21 protein-coding genes and 5 pseudogenes are annotated in these 18,790 nt (G+C 40.1%); 12 read left to right on the top strand and 14 right to left on the bottom strand.

The window, feature by feature from the left end; genetic code table 11:
- Position 1: 1 nt before the first annotated feature.
- The 3 genes from FFM57_RS02580 to FFM57_RS02570 form a co-directional block, all read right to left on the bottom strand.
- Positions 2-1,075 (bottom strand): ABC transporter ATP-binding protein, encoded by a 1,074-nt coding sequence (locus FFM57_RS02580; RefSeq protein ID WP_137598946.1) that lies wholly within the window; start codon positions 1,073-1,075, stop codon positions 2-4.
- Positions 1,076-1,464: 389 nt separating this feature from the next.
- A complete protein-coding gene (locus FFM57_RS02575) occupies positions 1,465-1,872 on the bottom strand; it encodes a hypothetical protein (protein WP_137598945.1) in 408 nt (135 codons plus the stop codon).
- 12 nt (positions 1,873-1,884) lie between these two features.
- A complete protein-coding gene (locus FFM57_RS02570) occupies positions 1,885-2,334 on the bottom strand; it encodes a DUF1694 domain-containing protein (protein ID WP_170999862.1) in 450 nt (149 codons plus the stop codon).
- A 144-nt stretch (positions 2,335-2,478) separates the two neighbouring features.
- On the opposite strand from FFM57_RS02570, the gene FFM57_RS02565 reads away from it, so the two are divergent.
- The 3 genes from FFM57_RS02565 to rpsI all read left to right on the top strand — a co-directional run bounded on the left by FFM57_RS02565 (position 2,479) and on the right by rpsI (position 4,120).
- Positions 2,479-3,072, top strand: coding sequence for a GNAT family N-acetyltransferase (locus FFM57_RS02565; protein WP_137598943.1), 594 nt, complete (start codon positions 2,479-2,481; stop codon positions 3,070-3,072).
- A gap of 213 nt (positions 3,073-3,285) precedes the next feature.
- A complete protein-coding gene (gene rplM, locus FFM57_RS02560) occupies positions 3,286-3,714 on the top strand; it encodes a 50S ribosomal protein L13 (protein ID WP_307722992.1) in 429 nt (142 codons plus the stop codon).
- Between the two features lie 13 nt (positions 3,715-3,727).
- Positions 3,728-4,120 (top strand): 30S ribosomal protein S9, encoded by a 393-nt coding sequence (gene rpsI, locus FFM57_RS02555; RefSeq protein WP_137598941.1) that lies wholly within the window; start codon positions 3,728-3,730, stop codon positions 4,118-4,120.
- A gap of 174 nt (positions 4,121-4,294) precedes the next feature.
- On the opposite strand, the gene FFM57_RS02550 is transcribed toward rpsI, so the two are convergent.
- The 8 genes and pseudogenes from FFM57_RS02550 to FFM57_RS02520 all read right to left on the bottom strand — a co-directional run bounded on the left by FFM57_RS02550 (position 4,295) and on the right by FFM57_RS02520 (position 10,360).
- Positions 4,295-5,530: a tyrosine-type recombinase/integrase gene (locus tag FFM57_RS02550; protein ID WP_137598940.1), complete on the bottom strand. Its 1,236-nt coding sequence runs from the start codon at positions 5,528-5,530 to the stop codon at positions 4,295-4,297.
- 68 nt (positions 5,531-5,598) lie between these two features.
- Positions 5,599-5,874 carry a helix-turn-helix domain-containing protein gene (locus FFM57_RS02545; RefSeq protein ID WP_048603186.1) on the bottom strand — a complete coding sequence of 92 codons (276 nt, stop codon included), beginning with the start codon at positions 5,872-5,874 and terminating at the stop codon, positions 5,599-5,601.
- 16 nt (positions 5,875-5,890) lie between these two features.
- The gene (locus FFM57_RS02540) at positions 5,891-6,922 is read right to left on the bottom strand and encodes a replication initiation factor domain-containing protein (RefSeq protein ID WP_137598939.1); all 1,032 of its coding nucleotides are present in this window, start codon (positions 6,920-6,922) and stop codon (positions 5,891-5,893) included.
- A complete protein-coding gene (locus FFM57_RS02535; protein ID WP_137598938.1) occupies positions 6,897-7,409 on the bottom strand; it encodes a hypothetical protein in 513 nt (170 codons plus the stop codon). Before FFM57_RS02535 ends, FFM57_RS02540 begins: the two co-directional genes overlap by 26 nt.
- 484 nt (positions 7,410-7,893) lie before the next feature.
- A pseudogene (locus FFM57_RS02530) lies at positions 7,894-8,148 on the bottom strand (transposase); the annotation flags it as partial.
- Between the two features lie 886 nt (positions 8,149-9,034).
- A complete protein-coding gene (locus FFM57_RS02525) occupies positions 9,035-9,280 on the bottom strand; it encodes a GlsB/YeaQ/YmgE family stress response membrane protein (RefSeq protein WP_007207901.1) in 246 nt (81 codons plus the stop codon).
- A 43-nt stretch (positions 9,281-9,323) separates the two neighbouring features.
- Complete coding sequence (locus FFM57_RS10000) at positions 9,324-9,449, bottom strand: hypothetical protein (protein WP_007207902.1); 126 nt, start codon at positions 9,447-9,449, stop codon at positions 9,324-9,326.
- A 17-nt stretch (positions 9,450-9,466) separates the two neighbouring features.
- Positions 9,467-10,360 carry an SDR family oxidoreductase gene (locus FFM57_RS02520; protein ID WP_137598937.1) on the bottom strand — a complete coding sequence of 298 codons (894 nt, stop codon included), beginning with the start codon at positions 10,358-10,360 and terminating at the stop codon, positions 9,467-9,469.
- A 242-nt stretch (positions 10,361-10,602) separates the two neighbouring features.
- Here FFM57_RS02520 and FFM57_RS02515 point away from each other — a divergent pair, with 242 nt between their 5' ends.
- The 9 genes and pseudogenes from FFM57_RS02515 to FFM57_RS02475 all read left to right on the top strand — a co-directional run bounded on the left by FFM57_RS02515 (position 10,603) and on the right by FFM57_RS02475 (position 17,718).
- Positions 10,603-11,544, top strand: coding sequence for a magnesium transporter CorA family protein (locus FFM57_RS02515; RefSeq protein ID WP_048603191.1), 942 nt, complete (start codon positions 10,603-10,605; stop codon positions 11,542-11,544).
- Positions 11,545-11,834: 290 nt separating this feature from the next.
- On the top strand, positions 11,835-12,410 hold the full coding sequence (gene amaP / locus FFM57_RS02510; protein ID WP_048603192.1) for an alkaline shock response membrane anchor protein AmaP: 576 nt from the start codon (positions 11,835-11,837) through the stop codon (positions 12,408-12,410).
- Positions 12,411-12,422: 12 nt separating this feature from the next.
- Positions 12,423-12,623 (top strand): DUF2273 domain-containing protein, encoded by a 201-nt coding sequence (locus FFM57_RS02505; protein ID WP_048603193.1) that lies wholly within the window; start codon positions 12,423-12,425, stop codon positions 12,621-12,623.
- A gap of 44 nt (positions 12,624-12,667) precedes the next feature.
- Positions 12,668-13,366 carry an Asp23/Gls24 family envelope stress response protein gene (locus FFM57_RS02500; RefSeq protein WP_246023362.1) on the top strand — a complete coding sequence of 233 codons (699 nt, stop codon included), beginning with the start codon at positions 12,668-12,670 and terminating at the stop codon, positions 13,364-13,366.
- Between the two features lie 513 nt (positions 13,367-13,879).
- Positions 13,880-14,335: pseudogene (gene tnpA / locus FFM57_RS02495) on the top strand (IS200/IS605 family transposase).
- Between the two features lie 360 nt (positions 14,336-14,695).
- On the top strand, positions 14,696-15,271 hold the full coding sequence (locus FFM57_RS02490) for a recombinase family protein (RefSeq protein WP_041098603.1): 576 nt from the start codon (positions 14,696-14,698) through the stop codon (positions 15,269-15,271).
- A 114-nt stretch (positions 15,272-15,385) separates the two neighbouring features.
- On the top strand, positions 15,386-16,231 hold the full coding sequence (locus FFM57_RS02485; RefSeq protein ID WP_010731423.1) for an AraC family transcriptional regulator: 846 nt from the start codon (positions 15,386-15,388) through the stop codon (positions 16,229-16,231).
- Between the two features lie 138 nt (positions 16,232-16,369).
- A pseudogene (locus FFM57_RS09995) lies at positions 16,370-16,447 on the top strand (topoisomerase DNA-binding C4 zinc finger domain-containing protein); the annotation flags it as partial.
- A 92-nt stretch (positions 16,448-16,539) separates the two neighbouring features.
- Positions 16,540-17,718, top strand: a pseudogene (locus tag FFM57_RS02475) (IS256-like element ISEfm2 family transposase).
- A 143-nt stretch (positions 17,719-17,861) separates the two neighbouring features.
- On the opposite strand, the gene FFM57_RS02470 reads toward FFM57_RS02475, so the two are convergent.
- The 3 genes and pseudogenes from FFM57_RS02470 to FFM57_RS02460 form a co-directional block, all read right to left on the bottom strand.
- The gene (locus FFM57_RS02470) at positions 17,862-18,221 is read right to left on the bottom strand and encodes a DUF1304 domain-containing protein (protein WP_033918653.1); all 360 of its coding nucleotides are present in this window, start codon (positions 18,219-18,221) and stop codon (positions 17,862-17,864) included.
- Between the two features lie 88 nt (positions 18,222-18,309).
- Positions 18,310-18,477: pseudogene (locus FFM57_RS02465) on the bottom strand (site-specific integrase); the annotation flags it as partial.
- A gap of 121 nt (positions 18,478-18,598) precedes the next feature.
- Positions 18,599-18,787 (bottom strand): hypothetical protein, encoded by a 189-nt coding sequence (locus tag FFM57_RS02460; RefSeq protein ID WP_137598936.1) that lies wholly within the window; start codon positions 18,785-18,787, stop codon positions 18,599-18,601.
- Positions 18,788-18,790 lie beyond the last annotated feature (3 nt).

The following is an 18,790-nucleotide window of genomic DNA, read 5'->3' as shown; positions in this document are numbered from 1 at the left end:
CTTAGTAGACTCGCTTTCCGCTTTCGTCAAAGAGGAAGGCTTTATGATACGCCAGGTCAAAGTTTAAGTTAGCCCCTTCTTCGATGGCGTCTTCCACACTGACGATGGCTTTCATGTGTTCAATTCCTAGGTCGAATTTTAAAATTCGTTCTCGTCCGATTAATTCGACACCGTCAATCACAGCCGCAAAGGCCCCAATGCCGTCTACTGGTAAAACATCTTCCGGACGAATCCCTAAGAAATAGTTGCCGTCTTTTACTTCGGCTTTAAAGCGCTCCGTGACAAAACGTTCTTGCGGGATGGCGATGTTATCGTGATGGAAGACGCCCTTTTCCAAGCGCATTGGCAAGATATTAATAATTGGATTGCCAATAAATTGGGCTACGAATAAGTTGGCTGGCTCTAAATATAAATTTTGTGGATCGTCGTTTTGTTGAATGACCCCTTCATTTAACAAGATGATTTTATCACTGATGGACAAAGCCTCTTCTTGGTCGTGGGTTACGAAGATCGTGGTAATGCCCACTTCTTTGACTAAACGGCGAATTTCTTCCCGAATCCGTAAACGCAAACGTGCATCTAAGTTACTTAAAGGTTCATCTAGTAAAAGAACTTGTGGATTTTGCACTAGTGCCCGCGTGATAGCCACCCGTTGTTGTTGCCCACCAGATAAAGTGCCTGGCTTTTTATCTTTCAAGTCCTCGATGTTAGTGAGGCGCATAAATTTATCAGCGGCAGCCCGCGCTTGTTCTTTCGGCACTTTTTTATTGCCGACAGTTAAAGGAAACATGACGTTTTGTTCCACTGACATATGTGGATACAAGGCATAGTTTTGGAAAACAAAGCCGATGTTGCGATCTTTTGGTTCCGTTTTGACGATGGATTCTCCGGCAAACTTAATATCGCCAGCACTAGGCGTTAAAAGTCCGGCAATTAAATTTAAAATAGTCGACTTGCCGCAACCACTAGGACCCAATAGACAAACTAAATCCCCTTTTTCAATGGAAAAGTTTACGGATTTTAACGCTTCAAAGCCATTTTCATAGACCTTTTGTAAGTTGTTTACTTCAATCATACGACGACCCCAATTATCAAATTTTTTTGGAAAAAATTACTAAACTCTAGACCTCCGCCATAAAAATTTAGTAACTGAATATATTATACCCTACAATCTTAAAAGGAGATTATAAAAAATTGAAGAGAATCAGCCGGAGATACTCATAATTCTTAAAGAAAGCTGTTCCATGTGAATCGCTGAATAATTTTTGTGAGAAAAATGTAAGGGGATAAATTCCGAACATTGTGAGATTATCATGAGAAAATCAAGGCCTGTAGATTAAACGTCTTACTTAACAAACGGCGGAATAAATAATTTTTAAAATAACTATTTCACATTGTCTCTAAAAAGTGTCAAGACAAAAAAACTCGCCTCCCGTAAGTGGGAAGACGAGTCATTTGTACTGTTTAATAAGAAAAATCTTCAATTAAAATAGTTTGTTTTGTTTCTTCAATGTGTAGACCAGTCTTTTCTTCCCACCAATTTTTTAATTCTTTTTCGTAGGTGGTAGGGAAATCTTCAGCCAGTTCCAACAAGCGGCGACCATTTAAAGTCGCGTAAGGAAAGCTCATTAAAATATTGTACTTCAGCTCAGTTAACAAACTATAGTACTGGAACATCATGTAGTTGAGATCATCTTCATCTTTTTCTTCATACAAGACAGCTGGTGCGCGGTCCAACATAAAACCAAAGCTCCGCATCATAAAGGTGAAAGCTTCCATGTTTTCCTCTGAGATTTCTTCTACCTCTTGCAAAAGATGAATGTGGAGGGTCAAGGCCGTGGCTAAATCTCTCCGTAAAGCAATTTTATCCATTCTAATTCCTCCTTAGTGGAATAAGCGTGACCAAAAACTTTCGTCTTCTTTAACCGAATCTTTTTTTGTCGGCGGAGTTTCCACTGGATATTTTTCTAAGAGGGCAACTGTAGGTAAATCTATGGCGGTCAAACCAGCATAGACCACACCTAACGCTGTCGCCTCTGAAGAAACGTGATTATTAATAATGGTGAAAGGACGGTGGTGAGTGGTGGCAAGCGCAATCCACGTCCCTTGTAGCTCGCTAGACATTTGCCCATTGAAATAAAACTGACCGTCTGGATATTGCGCAACTTCTTGGGCCACCAGCTTGGTGACTCGACCATTGCTTAACTCTTGATTGGCTACGGTAAAAATGACCCGCTCTTTAAAGTTACTCAGGTAACGATTTTTTTCGTCGACTTTTAGTTGCGGCGCACCGTTTATCCCTTGTAAGACCCGTTGTGTGACATCCTCGCTCAAAAGACCACCTCCTTTAATCATCGGTTACACTCATTATTATAGCATAGGGGAAAAAAAGTTGAAAAAGTTACCTGACACTAGCAGTTGTCAAAAAAATAAATTTAGTCTATGCTGATAAAAATTATCTAAAAGGTTGTGAACAAGATGGAAGAAATTTTTTCCCCCATGAAAATAAATTATTTGTTAGCCCAACATAGTCATCTAGAAACGCAGCGCCTTATTTTGCGCCCGGTGACGTTAGGGGATGCCCCCGACATTTATCGTTACGCTAAGAGTACCAGTAACACGCGCTTTATTTTTCCACCTCATGAAAGTTTGACAGACACGCTAGAACGAACTGCTGATTATTTTGGCAAAGAACCTTTAGGGAAATTTGCCATTGCCCTTAAAGAAACGAATCAATTAATCGGCACCATCGACTTGCGCGTCAAAGAAAATCGCCAAGCTGAAATCGGCTACGCTTTAAATGCTGACTATTGGGGTCAAGGAATCATGCCAGAAGCCTGCCACGCTCTTTTAGACCTCAGCTTTAACACCTTACGTTTAGTCCACGTCTATGCCGACTGTCTGGAATTAAATGTCAATTCCGCCCGCGTGATGGAAAAAGTTGGACTGCGCTTAGAAGCCCGCATTCCTAAAGCCCGTTTTTTTGAAGGACAATGGGTGACCAGTTTGCAATATGGGATGACGGATGAAGAATATTTTACTGAAGTGAACCAACATCTTTTCCCGAAATAAAGCGATAAAACAGCTGTGGAAAAATAAATTTGTCACCACAGGCTTTGCAGTGAGAATTTTCCTCCTTATTTCATGAAATTTGATTGACACCCCCGTAATAATTCGGTATCATGTTAGATGGTATTGTTTGCCCCACAAAGAGCCCCGGAAACTCAACGTGTATGTCAAACATTAAACGAATAATTGGAGGAAACAAACGTGCGTACAACATATATGGCCAAAACAGGCGAAGTAGAACGTAAATGGTACGTAGTCGATGCAACTGATATTCCTTTAGGACGCTTATCAGCAGTCGTTGCTTCAGTACTACGCGGTAAAAACAAACCAACATTCACTCCTCATGTGGATACAGGCGATTTTGTAATCGTGATTAACGCTGACAAAATTAAATTAACAGGTAAAAAAGCTACAGACAAGATTTACTACCGTCATTCCAACTACCCAGGCGGATTAAAATCCGTAACGGCAGGCGAATTACGTGCTAACAATTCTCGTCGCTTGATCGAAACTTCTGTTAAAGGGATGCTTCCTAAAAACACTTTAGGACGTCAACAATTCACTAAATTACACGTCTACGGTGGCGCTGAGCACAACCATGCAGCTCAACAACCAGAAGTTTTAGACTTGACGAACTTAATCTAAGGAGGGAATTACATTGGCACAAGCTCAATATATCGGCACAGGCCGTCGTAAAAAATCTGTAGCCCGCGTACGTTTAGTACCAGGCTCAGGTAAAATCACTGTCAATAGCAAAACTGTTGAAGAATACATTCCACACGCTGACTTGCGTGAAGTAATTAACCAACCATTTGCAGTAACTGAAACCAAAGGCGCTTACGATGTTTTCGTAAACGTTAACGGTGGTGGCTACTCAGGTCAATCTGGCGCAATCCGCCACGGTATCTCTCGTGCATTATTACAAGTAGACCCAGACTTCCGCGGAGCATTAAAACGCGCTGGCTTGCTTACTCGTGATGCTCGGATGGTTGAACGTAAAAAACCAGGTCTTAAGAAAGCACGTAAAGCTTCACAGTTCTCTAAGCGTTAATATCCTTTATATATCAACGTTTCTGGCACTTTCCGATTTTGGGGAAGTGTCTTTTTTTGTACGCTTAGGTACGAAAAAATGTACGAGATTTTGAATTGGCTGTTTTTAAGACCTAGGTCGGACACTATATAATCGTTCTTTTTAGTTTGTTTGATTGTTATTTTAAATAGTTATTTATTTTGCTTTTCGAGCTTCATCTAGGCGTTTCTCGAATTTTTCATAAGTGGAAAGATCGACAACATTTGGGGTATTAACGTATATTTCTGTCGTTTTGATATCCGAATGGGTTAAGGCTTGAGAAATTTGCGCCATTGTTGCACCGCCTTCACGAGCTAACGTACTAAAGGTATGGCGTAGTTTGTGAGGGTTTGTCTGAACCAGTTCCTCATGTCTTCGGCGAATGGATTTTAGCCGATAATTTAAGTAATCCACATGAACCGGAATATTTACTTCGCCACTTCGATTGGCATAAGTGAAAAGAAATTGTTCTTTCGTCTGTTTAATGCCCAACTGTAGCAGTTCTTCCTTTTGTTTTTGCTTCCATTCTTTCAATAGTTTAATAAGGAATGTCGGAATCTTGAACTTCGTGGCTTTGCGCCCTTTTGTGGATTTTAAATTGCCAAACTTATCCTTACTTTGAATCAAACTGACATAACCATTTTCAAAATCAATATGCTTCCACTGAAGGGCATAGGATTCGCTCTTGCGGTCCCCTAGGTTCAACGTTAGCATCAAGAGAACATAGTCTTGCATGATTAGAGAACCATTGCTGTAATCCTCATTCGCTGCGTCTAACCAATCAATCAATTCTTCGGCTGTCAGTGCTTCACCGTTTAGCTGACGTTCCGCCTTTAGTTGCTGTTTCTTAGGATCACCCACATACCGAATCACTTTTTCAATCCGATTGTATTCGATATACTCTAATAGCTCCGCAATATCAAAAATCTGGTTGACGTAACTTTTGATGATTTTGATATTGGCATAAATTTGGGACTTTTTCATCAAAGCACGAAGCACAAAGTCTTTATTGTCGTTTAAGAACTTGATGGAATATTCACCAAACATCGGTAGAATATGAAGACGGAAGACATCTTTCGTATTGCTAATGGTTGTGGCAGTTGGTATTTGCCTAGATCGTCCAGTAGAACCAGCGATATACATATCCAACCAAACTGTTTCATAAAACTCTTTGAATTTGATATGCCCGTTTAATTCAAATGAACGAGCACTCTTTTCATTAAGCACACGTTGAATTTTTTGAGACAGGTCTTTTTCAGCTTGTTCCGCTTCTTTTTTCGTCCTAAATGTTTTGCGGTAGCGTTCGGTAGTGACACCTAGAATTTGTCGCACCTCCTTGGGGTAAAACACCTCCAATTTGTAGTGGTTGTTTTTCAGTTTAGTAATTGCCATGTTCCTTCCTGCTTTCTTATACGCAAACCAGAACGTAGGAATGACTACGTTCTGATTATAAACCGCTTCTAGCGAGTATAGCAATGGAGCCATTCGTCTATAGCTTGCCGATCAAAACGCACAACACCTTGAATCGTGATTTTTGGCAGTCCTTGTTCGACCCATTTATCCAAAGTGTTGTTCGCAATATGGAGATATTGGCAAGTTTCTTTCTTGGTTAAATAGCGTTTGTCGATCGCAGTATCTTGTCGTACTTGATTCACATTGTTTAGAAGAAGTGTGTAAACACTATTTCCTAGCTGTTTCATCTGCTCATCGTTCAGTAAAAATTGAACTTCGTGCATAGGTAACCTCCTTTCTCTAGTAAGAATCTTCATTTTCCAATTCCAGTATTTTTTGTTCGATAAAGGTCTGATCTGTTTCCGTGAATTTTTCTTTTCCTTTGGCTAGTAATTCTCTCAAATAAACTTCTGCTTGTTCTGGGCCATAGGCTTGTAGAAAAGCTTCATAAATCATGGCGAGCGATTTCGAAGTGGCATTTTCTAACCATGCTTTCTTCTTGGAAAAGGTTGGCTTTTCACGAACTACACGTAAGGGGATTTTGGGCATGTCCCCCACAAATTTATCCCACCATTTCATGTTCGGCCAACGAGCTTTGTTGTGATAGTTGACGGGGCCTTTGGGTTTGGTCTTGAAGCTGTAGTGGGAAGCTAAAATGCCACGAATTACCGTATTGAGTGGTATTCCTTTCGCAAGCTTTTTTACGGCTTGCCGAGCTTTTTGATCGGTTAACTCCAATTCCCAGCGAACCCACTCGTTGACTTGGGCAATTTCTCCCGTTTTATCGCGTATTTCTTGCTTTTTGTCATAAATCCGCAGTAGTTGTGGCTGAGCGCCAATGTAAAGCGTATGACCAGTCAGAATGCCTTCCTGTAGTTGCCCACTGTTTACTTCCCGAAAGTGGCGGCTTTGAGAGCTGAGTTGGCCGTTCCTCACGTATTTTTGCAAAGTAGATACAGGAGGAGAGGAGCCGTCAAATAAATCCATTGCCAAGTCGGCACGAGTAATGGTTCCTTTGGCTTTTAAAATGGTGGCTAAGAATTTCTGCCAATGCCAACCCTCCACACTAGACATATATTCTTCGTATTGGCGACACCCTTGACCCGATAAGTTTACTAAGAGATTGTGGTGGTGGTCACTTTGGTGAATGATAATATCTGCAAAGGAATAGTGAGAATCGTAAGTGGGAAAAGGACTCCCTTTCTTTTCTGAAGTAAAGTCAGAAAGGGCAATTCCCAGTAAGTCCGCAACTTTTTCCATCGAAGCATCCGGTAATGAAAAACGCAGAAAATCGATCAGACATTCGTTACTTTGCCGGTGTGTTTGGTTCATTCACTTCTCCTAGTTGATAGGAGGTGGCACTGATTTTCAATGCTGCAAATTGCCAGGTGTCAATCATTGGTTGACCTTCTCCCACAAATGACTTTTTCTGAATTTTTCGGGGATAGACATTTAAACCATTAAAACGAATGGGAATCAACTCGCCGTCTTCATAGTTATCTAAAATGGGTAATTCTTCTTGATGCTCGACCACAATGGTAATCGGGGAGCCGAGTTCTGTTCCGCCGTTATTCAGAACCAGTTCGACAAAAGCCCGATCATAGACTTTGAAGGTGAGGGTCATTAGCCCGGTTTCTACACGTTCGCCCACATGGTTCTGTTCACGTTCCATCCGCATTTGAATATCACTTTTGGCTACAACAAAACGTTGCGGGAGTTTGAATTGTTTGAGATCGAAACGTAGACTGGCTAGATTGACAGTTTCTGAATCGTTGAGTGAGATACTGGTTCCTTTTTGGATCATTAATTTTTTTGACATGTGTATTTCTCCTTTGATTTTGAATTTAGTCTTTGTTTTAATTGGTTGAAACAAAGTAGAGTGGGTGCACGAATCAGTTGCATAAAATTTCCTCCCTTCACTAACAAGAACAATTTGGAACCCCCTATTTTCCAAAAAATGTGGAATTTCTCATAATTTTCTTTATGGATGATTTCTCTTCCATTACTACTACAATCTGAGTAGGGCAATTTTTCGAAACAACAGGCAATTGAATTGACTTGTAAGAGATTCTTAAACTATTTGCTCCTTAATCGCCTCATTTCGAAAAAGTTTCTTTTTTGATAAAACACAAAAAAGACGTGTAAACGAACTCGGCTCTGCCGCTGGCAGCCGGTCCGTTCACACGTCTTTTGGTTTTTTATTTAGCTAATTTTGACAAAAATCGAATCTTTGAAGAATGCTCGTGAAGCCTTTTGTAGCAACCATCAGAGGGATTTCCAATGAGTTTGGTACCCCCGTGTTACCACCGGGCATAAAGATTTTCTTCTGCCAATCGATCAATCTTACGAATAGTAAACGTTTTTCTCGTATAGGCAAAAAGAACCAACTTCATCATTGCACCCAAATCATATTCTCTTGGTCTTCCAAAAAGGTAAGGTTGTTTGATTTGAAGAGATGCCACTAACTCGTTGATAAAAAGGGCTACGTGATTTTCTTTTGGCTCGAATGAGGTACTGATGTCCAATGTAAGTTGATTCATGTTATAATTAGGATACATTTGTTTAGTCCTTTCAGGATTAAAGTGGAAGTATGGGTGGCTACCTATACTTCTTTTATTTTACCCAAAAAAAGCCCGTGAAATGAACGGAATTTCGTCATTTCATGGGCTTTTGTAAGGGACTTTTTTCACAGCCCCTACTGATTAAAAAAACGGATTGAACTTGAAAAAAAGAGTTAGATTTTTTGAACAATATTAGTAACGCTCACATTAGACTTCAGTAATCTTTTCAAGTTTTCTAGGAGCAATATTTGTTGCTACTCTTTACTTTCGAAAAGAATCTCTAAATAAATTTCATCGATTTACACAACTTCTTCAGACCAAAGAGTCTATGACGTACTTTATCACCTACAATAAAGCCATTTTGCTCTGTATCTCCAGTCGATTTTCTTATGTTACGAGGTAGTGGTTGCTGTCGTCATGTGTGAAACCTTCAGAATCAATCAAGAGCAAGTACATTTCAGTCCAAATGAAAGATATGTAGGATAACCGACATTCCTCTTCGGCTTCATTGTCGTTGCAATTCAAGCCGCTAGCCATATTCAAAGTAGACTTAGGGTAAAGATGGCGAAGGAACAAAACAAGTTTCGTTTTTAACGGCTTTTTATCCACTCTGATTGTAACAAGAGGTCATTCGTGCCCTAGGAGAAAATAGGAACCTAGCTTCAATTTCGATTCCTGAAAAGAGACTTACATATTTTCTAGTCTTGATTGAGCGGTTCAAACTATGATATTAAGTGGTATAATTTTTGGTTAGATTGAAGCAGTCAACTGATACTGATCAGTTAAGTATTGGTAAAAAAATTCTTTTACCAATCAAAAAAACCTCGACTATTAGCCGAGGCTATGACTTTTTATGTCATTGGGGAAGAACTTACAATACAGTTTAATTACTCGTCCTACGACTGAAGAAGAATGACACCACGGCAACGAGAATCACCGCTCCGATAATCGATGGTACCAATGCCATCCCGGCTAATGACGGTCCCCAAGAACCAAAGAGTGATTGTCCGATAGCGGAACCGACTAAACCGGCCACGATATTCGCAATCCAGCCCATCCCTTTTCCAGTGATGGCACCTGCCACCGCTCCGATAATCGCTCCGACAATTAATGACCAAATAAGACCCATAATAAATTCCTCCTCTATTAATTAGATTGCTTCTTTCCTAGCTTCACGACAACTTGTTCGTTTTTTCCTGTTTGCGATAGTCATCGTGTATTTCTTTGACCTTCAGCAACACCGGCAGCAAAGTCGCCACCAACGAGACAATCATCATGACTTTTCCTTGCTTTTTCATGTGCTTTCAAGTCCTTTCTATAAGTTGATTGCTTCGCCACCGGTTACCCCGTAAATTTGGGCGGTTACGTAGCTTGCTTCGTTGGAGGCTAAGAAAACATAGACTGGCGCTAATTCTACCGGCTGTCCTGCCCGCTCCATTAAAGAGTCTTGCCCGAAGACCGGTAATTTTTCTTCCGGTTGGCCTTCGTCTAGTTGCAAGGCTGTCCAAATCGGTCCCGGTGCGACACCGTTGACCCGAATGCCTTTTTTGCTCAACTGTTTGGCTAATCCCACCGTGAAGCTGGCAATCGCGGCCTTCGTTACCGCGTAGTCCAAGAGATGACCACTTGGACTGAACGCTTGCACCGAGGTGGTCGTGATAATGCTGGACCCTGCCGGCAAGTGTGGTAAGGCGGCTTTCACCGTGGCAAACATGGAAATAATATTCACATCAAAAGTATCCCGGACTTGCTCCATGGTCAACTCTGCTAAAGAAGGCTGAGTAATCTGTTGCGCCGCGTTTAACACCAGCGTGTCTAATCCGCCTAGTTCTTTCACTGCTTGAGCCACCATTTTTTCAGGTGCCGCAGCGTCGCGCAAGTCAAATGGTAGTAAGACGGCTTTGCGCCCCGCTTCTTCCACATACTTGGCCACTTGCTTGGCATCCGGTTCTTCTCCCGGATAAAACTGCAAAGCAATATCGGCGCCTTCTCGCGCATACGCAATCGCCGCCGCTCGGCCAATCCCCGAATCGCCCCCGGTAATCAAAACCCGACGATTAAGTAAGCGCTCATGACCAACATAGCTCTCTTCCCCACAGTCCGGCACAGGTTTCATCTTCTTCTGTAGGGCCGGGGTTTCTTGATCCTGTTTCGGAAATTCTGATTCATAATATAACTCCCGTGGATCCTTTAACACTGGATCTGTCATATCCTCACTCCTAACATAATGTCGATGTTACAATTCTATGTTAATATAAATTTCATTTTTTGAAAAGAATTACGCCTTTTTATGCAAAAACAGCACATCATTTGACGAAAAAAAGCAAATGCTCTATTCTGAGATTCGAGGATGAAATGTTGTTATTTACTAAAAGTAAGCGTTTTCTTATCGTTACTTATTTTATTTATTGCTTGTGGTCCATTGGTTAGAAATATTATAGGGGGATTAAGATGATTTCAACTTTTAAGATAACAGATTCTGGCATAGAAAAAGCGACCCAAGACGTAAGTAACTGGATTGTCTTGCAAAAAGCCACCAAAGTCGAACTCACCGAAATCGTGGAGAAATACGAATTGCCAAAAGACATCTTTCTCGGCGGTGACGATGCAGAAGAAATCAACCACTATGAAAAAATGAATAACGACCGCCTAGGGGAGTTGACGATTCTTTCTTTAATGAACCTAAGCGACAATCGCGAGCTCCCCATTGAAAAACGCTTAGAACCGTTAATCTTGATTTTTGCTAAAGAAATGACCTTGACTTTTGTGGGAGATAATTCAGATTTTCTGACTTCTTTTTTGACCCGTTCCGCTCATAAAGTCACGAATAAAGAGCAACTCTGCGCCTATATCATCAAACGAGCCTATGCGCATTTTCTAAAGGAATTAAAAACCATCAAAAAAATCATCGATGAGCTAGACGCAGCGGCTCGCATCACTACGAAAAACGAAGAACTCTTTCGCTTGGCAGACACGCAGCGGGATGTCGTGTATCTGGACAACACGCTGCAAGGCCAAAAAGAAACCTTGAATTATCTCTGGGAAGAAACCGATTTCGCCCAGCAACTAGGCGACGAAAATCTCGTGTACAACATCCGCTTGCGCCAAGCCCATGCAGAGGAACGAATCCTGATTTATCGTGATTTGCTTGAGACCATCGGCGGGTTGTTTTCCGATATGATGAGCAATCATTTAAACCACTTGATGAAATTCTTGGACTCCGCTACTTTAGTCGTCTCCATACCTGCTCTCGTTGCCGGCATCTGGGGCATGAATACCGGGGGACTCCCAGGCAAAGAGACAAAAAACGGCTTTTTCTTCGTGATGATCCTCGCGGTCGTTGTAAGTATCTTGACCACCATTTATTTAAAACGCAAAGACTTTACCAAATAAATCACCAAACAAGTCACTGACAAAAAAGAGGTGAGGATTCGTGAAAGAAAGTGGGCGCACAAAAAATAAGCAAACCGCGGTTACACCTAGGGCTTCTCCTAGGTTTTGACTAGCACAAGTGCTGATTTTTTACAAAAGGAGGAATCCAGATGAAGAAATTTCTAAAAATTGCGGCGGTCATTTTGGGCATTCCCTTACTATATGTGTTAATGGCCCGCAAGCAAAACCAACAAAAAACTGGTAGCTAGGGCTAGTCGCCTTCACTCTCAGTTTGTGAAAGGAGGTGCACTATGAATCGTGGGCTTAAAGCACTCGGAATCGTTCTTTCGTTACTGTTGATGTCGGTTTTACTCATGGTAATGCTCGTTACTTCATCTAGTGTTGCGTTACCTTTTCCGCTTTTCAACCGGAATCGCCTCTTGTTCAACACTTTCACCAACCAGCTTTTGCAACAATATCTTTTCTGGGTGGCGCTCGTCTTTTTCATCGCGCTTTTACTCTTGATTTTCTTCTTTCTCTTTTATCCCCGGGTTAAGCAGACCTTTGTGCTCAATAACGACAAAGGCCAACTCTCGTTGGATAAAAAGGCCATCGAAGGTTTCGTCCGCTCCAAGCTAATAGGTGTCGGTTTTGTGGGCAATCCCAAAGTGCGGGTACACGCCACCAAACGTAAAATCAACGTCAATGTGAAGGGCCAATTGACCAGAACTTCTGCTCATATCGGCAAAACTGAATTATTAATGGAAGAAATCAGAAGCGAACTCCAAGAAATACTCGGTACCACCGAGCAAGTCAAAGTCAATGTGGCGTACACGGAATTTGAGCAAGAAGATTGGCGTGCCACGAGTCATTCCAGAGTCATTTAAGGAGGGAGTACCATGAAATACTTGTTTTACCAATACAAACTCCCCATTGTCTGTGGGAGCATCGGCTTAGTTCTCGCCATCTTACTTGTCACAATCGGTTTTTTCAAGACGCTTTTGATTCTTTTACTGACCCTGTTAGGCATTTATTTGGGCTTTTACTTGGAACAAAATGAACGTTTAACCCAGCTGTTTCAACGAAATAAGCGCTACTAAACTTCGGGGCAATCATCCCCACAAACTAACTAGGAGGAATAAAAATGGTAGACAAACACAAAATGAATCGTCCTGACGACAAACTGGCAACACCGGGAGCGGTCCCTCTCCCTGCTGAAGGGATTAACGACTACGAACAAGAAGTCCATGAAACAGTAAAACAATTCGAAAAAAACCGGCAACCCGCCCATGAAACCCATCCAGGCGTGAAAAAAGACGGGCCTACTTCCGACTCCGGTGACATTCGTGGCGAGTTGACCTATGACGACAAAGTTATCCAAAAAATCGTCGGCACCGCCGTGGATCAAATCGATGGCTTGTTAACCGTGGATGGCGGCTTTTTCTCGAACATTGCCGAAAAATTAGTCAATACGGACAATGTGACTTCCGGCATCGAAACCGAAGTGGGCAAAGAACAAGTTGCCGTGGACATGGACGTGGTCATCGAATACGGCCGGGATATCCCCGAGATTGCCAATCAGATTAAACAAGTGATTCATGACGAAGTGAACAACATGACCCACTTAGATGTTATCGAAGTCAATGTGCATGTGGTCGACATCAAAACCAAAAATGAATACGAAGCCGACAGCGAGACCGTGCAAGACAAAGTAACCAGTGCCGCGAAAACCACCGGCCGCTTTGCCGCAAAACAGACGGATAAAGCCAAACAAGTGGTCAATCGGGGAACCAACAAAGCCCAAGAAAAAATCGATAAAAATAATGAACCTAGGGTCTATTAAGTAAAGACAATGGTCGAATGAAACGCTCCATACGTTCTTCAATAGAATTCACTTTTTCAGAATCTTACTACGTAAAACCAGCCAGCAATCGTTTTAATAGATTGTAAATAAGCTTATGAGAAGTTCCTAAACCTGCTACTGATAAGAAATCTGGATTAAAGAAGAAAGCAAGGATGTAACTCTACTTGTGCCTGACAGTTATCACAGATTGATGCAAGAAACCTAAAGGGGATTAGTATAACGATTATTTGATACATTGATCAATGGGACCATTATCAGCGGTGTGATTACCGGAGAAGTAATGGGATGACTTGCCAGTATCGTAGCTGGCTTAGTCGACTCTGTTCTCGGGCAGTTGATTTTTAGTTCTTGTGGCCAGCCTCTAGCAGGTATCAAGCTGGCACCATCGATGCGTTTCTACGCGTGGATGAAGTAGCTTTAGCGATAAAAAACTCCTTTCGATGGACTAGTGAGTGGCTACCAACCGCTCATCGTATGGAAAGGAGTTTTTTTATGTCAAATGACGATAAAAGTTTAGCACATACTCGTTGGAATTGTAAGTATCACATTGTCTTTACACCAAAGTATAGACGGAAAGTCATTTATGGATAATTACGAAAAGACATTGAAAAAATACTAGGGAAGTTATGTGAAATGAAAGATATGGAAATCATCGAAGCACATGCAATGCCAGACCATATTCATATGCTAGTTCGGGTCCCTCCTAAAATGAGTATATCCAGTTTCATGGGATATCTGAAAGGTCGGAGTGCCATGCTAACCCATGAACAATATGCAAATCTCAAGTACAAATATGGAAACAAATCTTTATGATCAAAGGGATACTATGTGAGCACAGTAGGATTGAATCCAAAGACAATTGAGAAATATATTCGTGAACAAGAAGCGGATAATCGTATTCGGGATAGTATAAGTAAAAGAGAGTACGTAGACCCATTTAAAAAGTGAAGAGAAGTAAATGAGCGAAGGTGAGCGAGTGGCAGTCTGTTAAAAAGCCCTTTTAAGGGGCCACGAGTGTTGCCCCCTTCTAGGGGTATTAAAAATCCATCCGTTTTCACGGGTGGATGAGTTACTCTAGCGTAAATTGATTACAAAACAGATGCTTGTATAACATTTTTTAAATGTTTATTGCGTTCCTCTGACCTGTAATTCCACCTATCCAATTAAGTGATATTCAGATTCCACTTGAACCATCCCAATTAGTAATTGTGATGGTAAGAGCAGCACCAGTAGCTATTGTAATAGCACCAAATAGGATCGCAACAGCAAGAGTGTCTCATAAGACTTGTCTCAAAAACGAGGTGATTTTTGCGAAAAATCGGTTATATACGTGTCAGTTCGACTAGCCAAAATCCTTCAAGACAATTTCAGCAATTAAACGAAATCGGTATGGATATTATTTTTGAAGAAAAAGTTTCTGGGGCAGCAAAGGATCGCGAGCAACTTCAAAAAATGTTAGAGGATTTACAGGAAGGAGACATTATTTATGTTACAGACTTAACTCGGATCACTCGGAGTACGCAGAACTTATTTGAATTGATTGATTTAATACGCAGGAAAAAGGCAAGCTTAAAATCACTCAAGGATACATGGCTAGATTTATCAGAGGATAATCCATACAGCCAATTCTTAATTACAGTAATGGCTGGTGTGAACCAATTAGAACGAGATCTTATCCGTATGCGTCAACGAGAAGGGATTGAGCTGGCTAAGAAAGAAGGGAAGTTTAAGGGTCGTTTAAAGAAATATCATAAAAATCACGCAGGAATGAAATATGCAGTAAAACTATATAAAGAAGGCGGTATGACTGTAAATCAAATTTGCGAAATTACTAATGTGTCTAGGGCTTCATTATATAGAAGGCTATCGGAAGGAAACAAATAGTTTGTCCTGATTCTATCAAAAGGTTTATTTTTTGATACCAACATTTTTAGGCATGAAATGTCGGCAATTATTATCTATTTTGTTTTAAAGTAAATATTGAAAGGGAGTAAACTTATGGATTGGCTAGAAAGAATGAACAATGCGTTAAACTACATTGAAAATAGCTTGAATGAAGAAATAGACTACAAAGAGATTGCAAAAGCAGCTAATTGTTCTGAGTTTCATTTTTCAAGAATGTTCTCTTCAATCTCAGGTATATCGCTATCAGAATATATTAGACGTAGACGGTTAACACTCGCAGCATTTGAAATTCAAAAAAGTGATATTCGGATCATTGATGTGGCAATTAAATATGGTTATGTTTCTTCTGATACTTTCTCACGTGCTTTTCAAAAAATGCATGGAGTAACCCCTTCCAATGCTCGTAATAGAGGGGTACAGTTAAAAGCCTTTCCCAGAATTTCCTTTCAAATTTCTATTAAAGGAGATACCGAGATGGAGTACAGAATTGAAAACCTTGATTTTGAATTAAGAATTGTTGGAAAAAGTAAGCCAGTAAAAACAAGCAGAGCATTTAAAACAATCCCTACGCTTTGGAACACTGCGAAAAAAGATGGATTTATGCAAGAACTAGTAGATATGTCATGGGAAAATCCAAAATGCACGCTTGAAAGCCTTCTGGGGGTTTGCGGAAAAGAAGCTGCCATAACAGATGAACAATTTTCCTATTTCATGGGCGTAAGATACGATGGGGAATCCCCAGAAAATATGGAGACGCTTATTATTCCCGCAAGTACATGGGCAGTTTTTCCGAACATAGTGGATGCATGGAAACGTTTATATTCCGAGTGGGTCCCTACCTCCGAGTATGAACTTGCAAATTTACCGTGTATAGAATGTTATTACGGTCCGAAGCATAAACCAAGACACGAACTCTGGGTCCCTGTTATCCCGAAGTAAATTACATATTCAGTAATAGAATGCTGTTTATGGAGTAACGAAAAAAGAGCCTAATTTCTCAATTTAGGTGATGGGAAATCAGGCTTTTTATATTGGAAATTCCTTATCGTTGTAAATCCGCATTTTCCTGACGCTACCCCTAAGTGTGGAAATAATATTGTATTAAAAAAATCGTTTTATGGTTGTTCTAATTATCCTGAATGCAAGTTTACTTGAGAGTGTAAAATATTTTGTGTAAATAGAAAAAAGGAAGTCCCTTCTGTAGAATAGAGTTACCACAACACATTCACAGAAAAGAGGACTTCCATATGAACGATTTTACTACAGAAATTCTAAAGACTCTAGCGAACAAAGGCGATTTGAATGAATTATTCCGTGTCCATTTGGAAAAAGCTGTCAATACGCTTCTCAAAACGGAGTTAACGGCTTTCCTCGATTACGAAAAGTACGATCGCATTGGTTTTAACACGGGTAATTCTCGTAACGGCTCCTATGACCGTACGGTCAAGACCGAGTACGGGGAACTTCATCTCCAGATTTCGCGCGACCGCAACGGCGAGTTCAAGCAACAGACTGTTCCTGCTTATAGACGGACGAATGATACCTTAGAGGAGACCGTCATTCACCTCTTCCGAAAAGGTATTACCATGTCGGAAATCGCAGACTTGATTGAGAAAATGTATGGGCATCACTACACGCCCCAAACCATGTCCAACATGACTAAAGTGCTGACTGAAGAAGTAAATGCATTTAAAGTTAGAACTCTAAATGATAAGTATGTCGCTATTTTCATGGATGCTACTTATATTCCTTTAAAACGGCAAACCGTCTCCAAAGAAGCAATCTATATTGCCATTGGTATACGAGAAGACGGCACTAAAGAAGTACTAAGTTATGCGATTGCTCCGACTGAATCAACCTACGTTTGGAATGAGTTGTTACAGGACATTTACTCCAGAGGGGTTCATGATGTCTTACTGTTTATTACCGATGGCTTAAAAGGCATGAAAGATACGATTCACCAGATTTATCCTAAAGCTAAATACCAACATTGCTGTGTTCACGTTTCCCGTAATATTGCTCATAAAGTACGTGTCAAAGATCGAAAAGAAATCTGTGATGATTTTAAGGCTGTTTATCAAGCTAGCTCAAAGGAAGAGGCAAATACCTTTTTAGGGAGTATGATTGAGAAGTGGCAGAAAACTTATCCTAAAGTGACGCAGTCACTGATAAAAAATCAAGATTTATTGACTTTTTATGAGTTTCCGCCTGGTATCCGCCGAAGCATTTACTCAACTAATTTAATCGAATCTTTCAATTAACAAATCAAGAAATACAGCCGTAGAAAAGAGCAGTTTTAAAATGAAGAATCATTAGAGCGTTTCCTAGTATCCATCTTTGATACATACAATCAAAAATTCTTAAATAGAAGCCATAAAGGCTTCCAACAAGTGACGGATACATTAGCTTCAATGTTTACTGAGTAACCCATTATTTTGCAGAAGGACGAGTTATTTACACAAAATTATTGACGCTCCCAAGTGATTCAAATAGACGGAAATATAATACGGTTCAGATAAAAAGAAACAAACAAAAAGCACACTCTTAATTGACTGTGCTTTTTATTTGCTTAAAAGAATGTTGAAATAAGTGCTAAAATAGCTAAACCACCTTGGGTTAGAATAATTTTTTTATCACTTGTAATACTGCCATATAATGCCACTAAAATAATATAAATTAATAGTAATCTACTAATTTCGATTGGATTACTTGAAAGAAAAACACTATATAATAACCCAACACCAATCAAACCATTATAAATACCCTGATTTTTAAAAAGTGTGTTTAAAGCTTTGCTTTTTAACTCTTCTTTTGTCATGTTAAATACTCGACTTGTAGCGTCTGAAGTTGTAGCAAATGTTTCTAAATATAGGATATAGAAAAATTCCAAAGCTACTAAAACAATCAATACTGTTGATAATATTGACATTCTTTCTCCTTTCTTAACTATTTATTTTGATTACTATCCAACTATACGTTATTTTAAGTGAGTTGTAAAATATCTTGTAACCACCAATTTAATCTAAGGGATTGAACTTATCCAAGCTAGCTCGTATTTCTTCTTCTAATCCGATGTATCGGATAGTCACTGCTTGACTAGAATGATTCAAAATTTTCATCAATGTGGGAATATCCCTGAATTGTCGATAATACTTATATCCGAATGTTTTTCTCATGGTATGTGTGATGTTAGGATGATTTCATGGACACGATTTGGTAGAATCTAACTACTAAGAAAAGGACGTGTCCACGATGGCAAAAGCCAAGAAAAAATTTGATGAAGACTTTAAGAAGACGATCTTAGATTTAAACCAGTCTGGCCCATCGGTCGAGGAACTGGCAGAGCAATATTTCTTGATGTGTTAATTCAAATAAAGAATCAACTAGAGATTGTTCATTTTTAGCTACTTCATCTAAATGGGCAGGTAAAATTTCTTTGATACAGGTAAGATTTAAATCTGATAATTGATTTAATAACTGATGGTAATTTGACATATG

Origin of the sequence: Enterococcus nangangensis, assembly GCF_005405245.1 — a bacterium.
Lineage (GTDB): Bacteria > Bacillota > Bacilli > Lactobacillales > Enterococcaceae > Enterococcus_J > Enterococcus_J nangangensis.
This window is presented reverse-complemented; position numbering and strand designations above follow the sequence as displayed.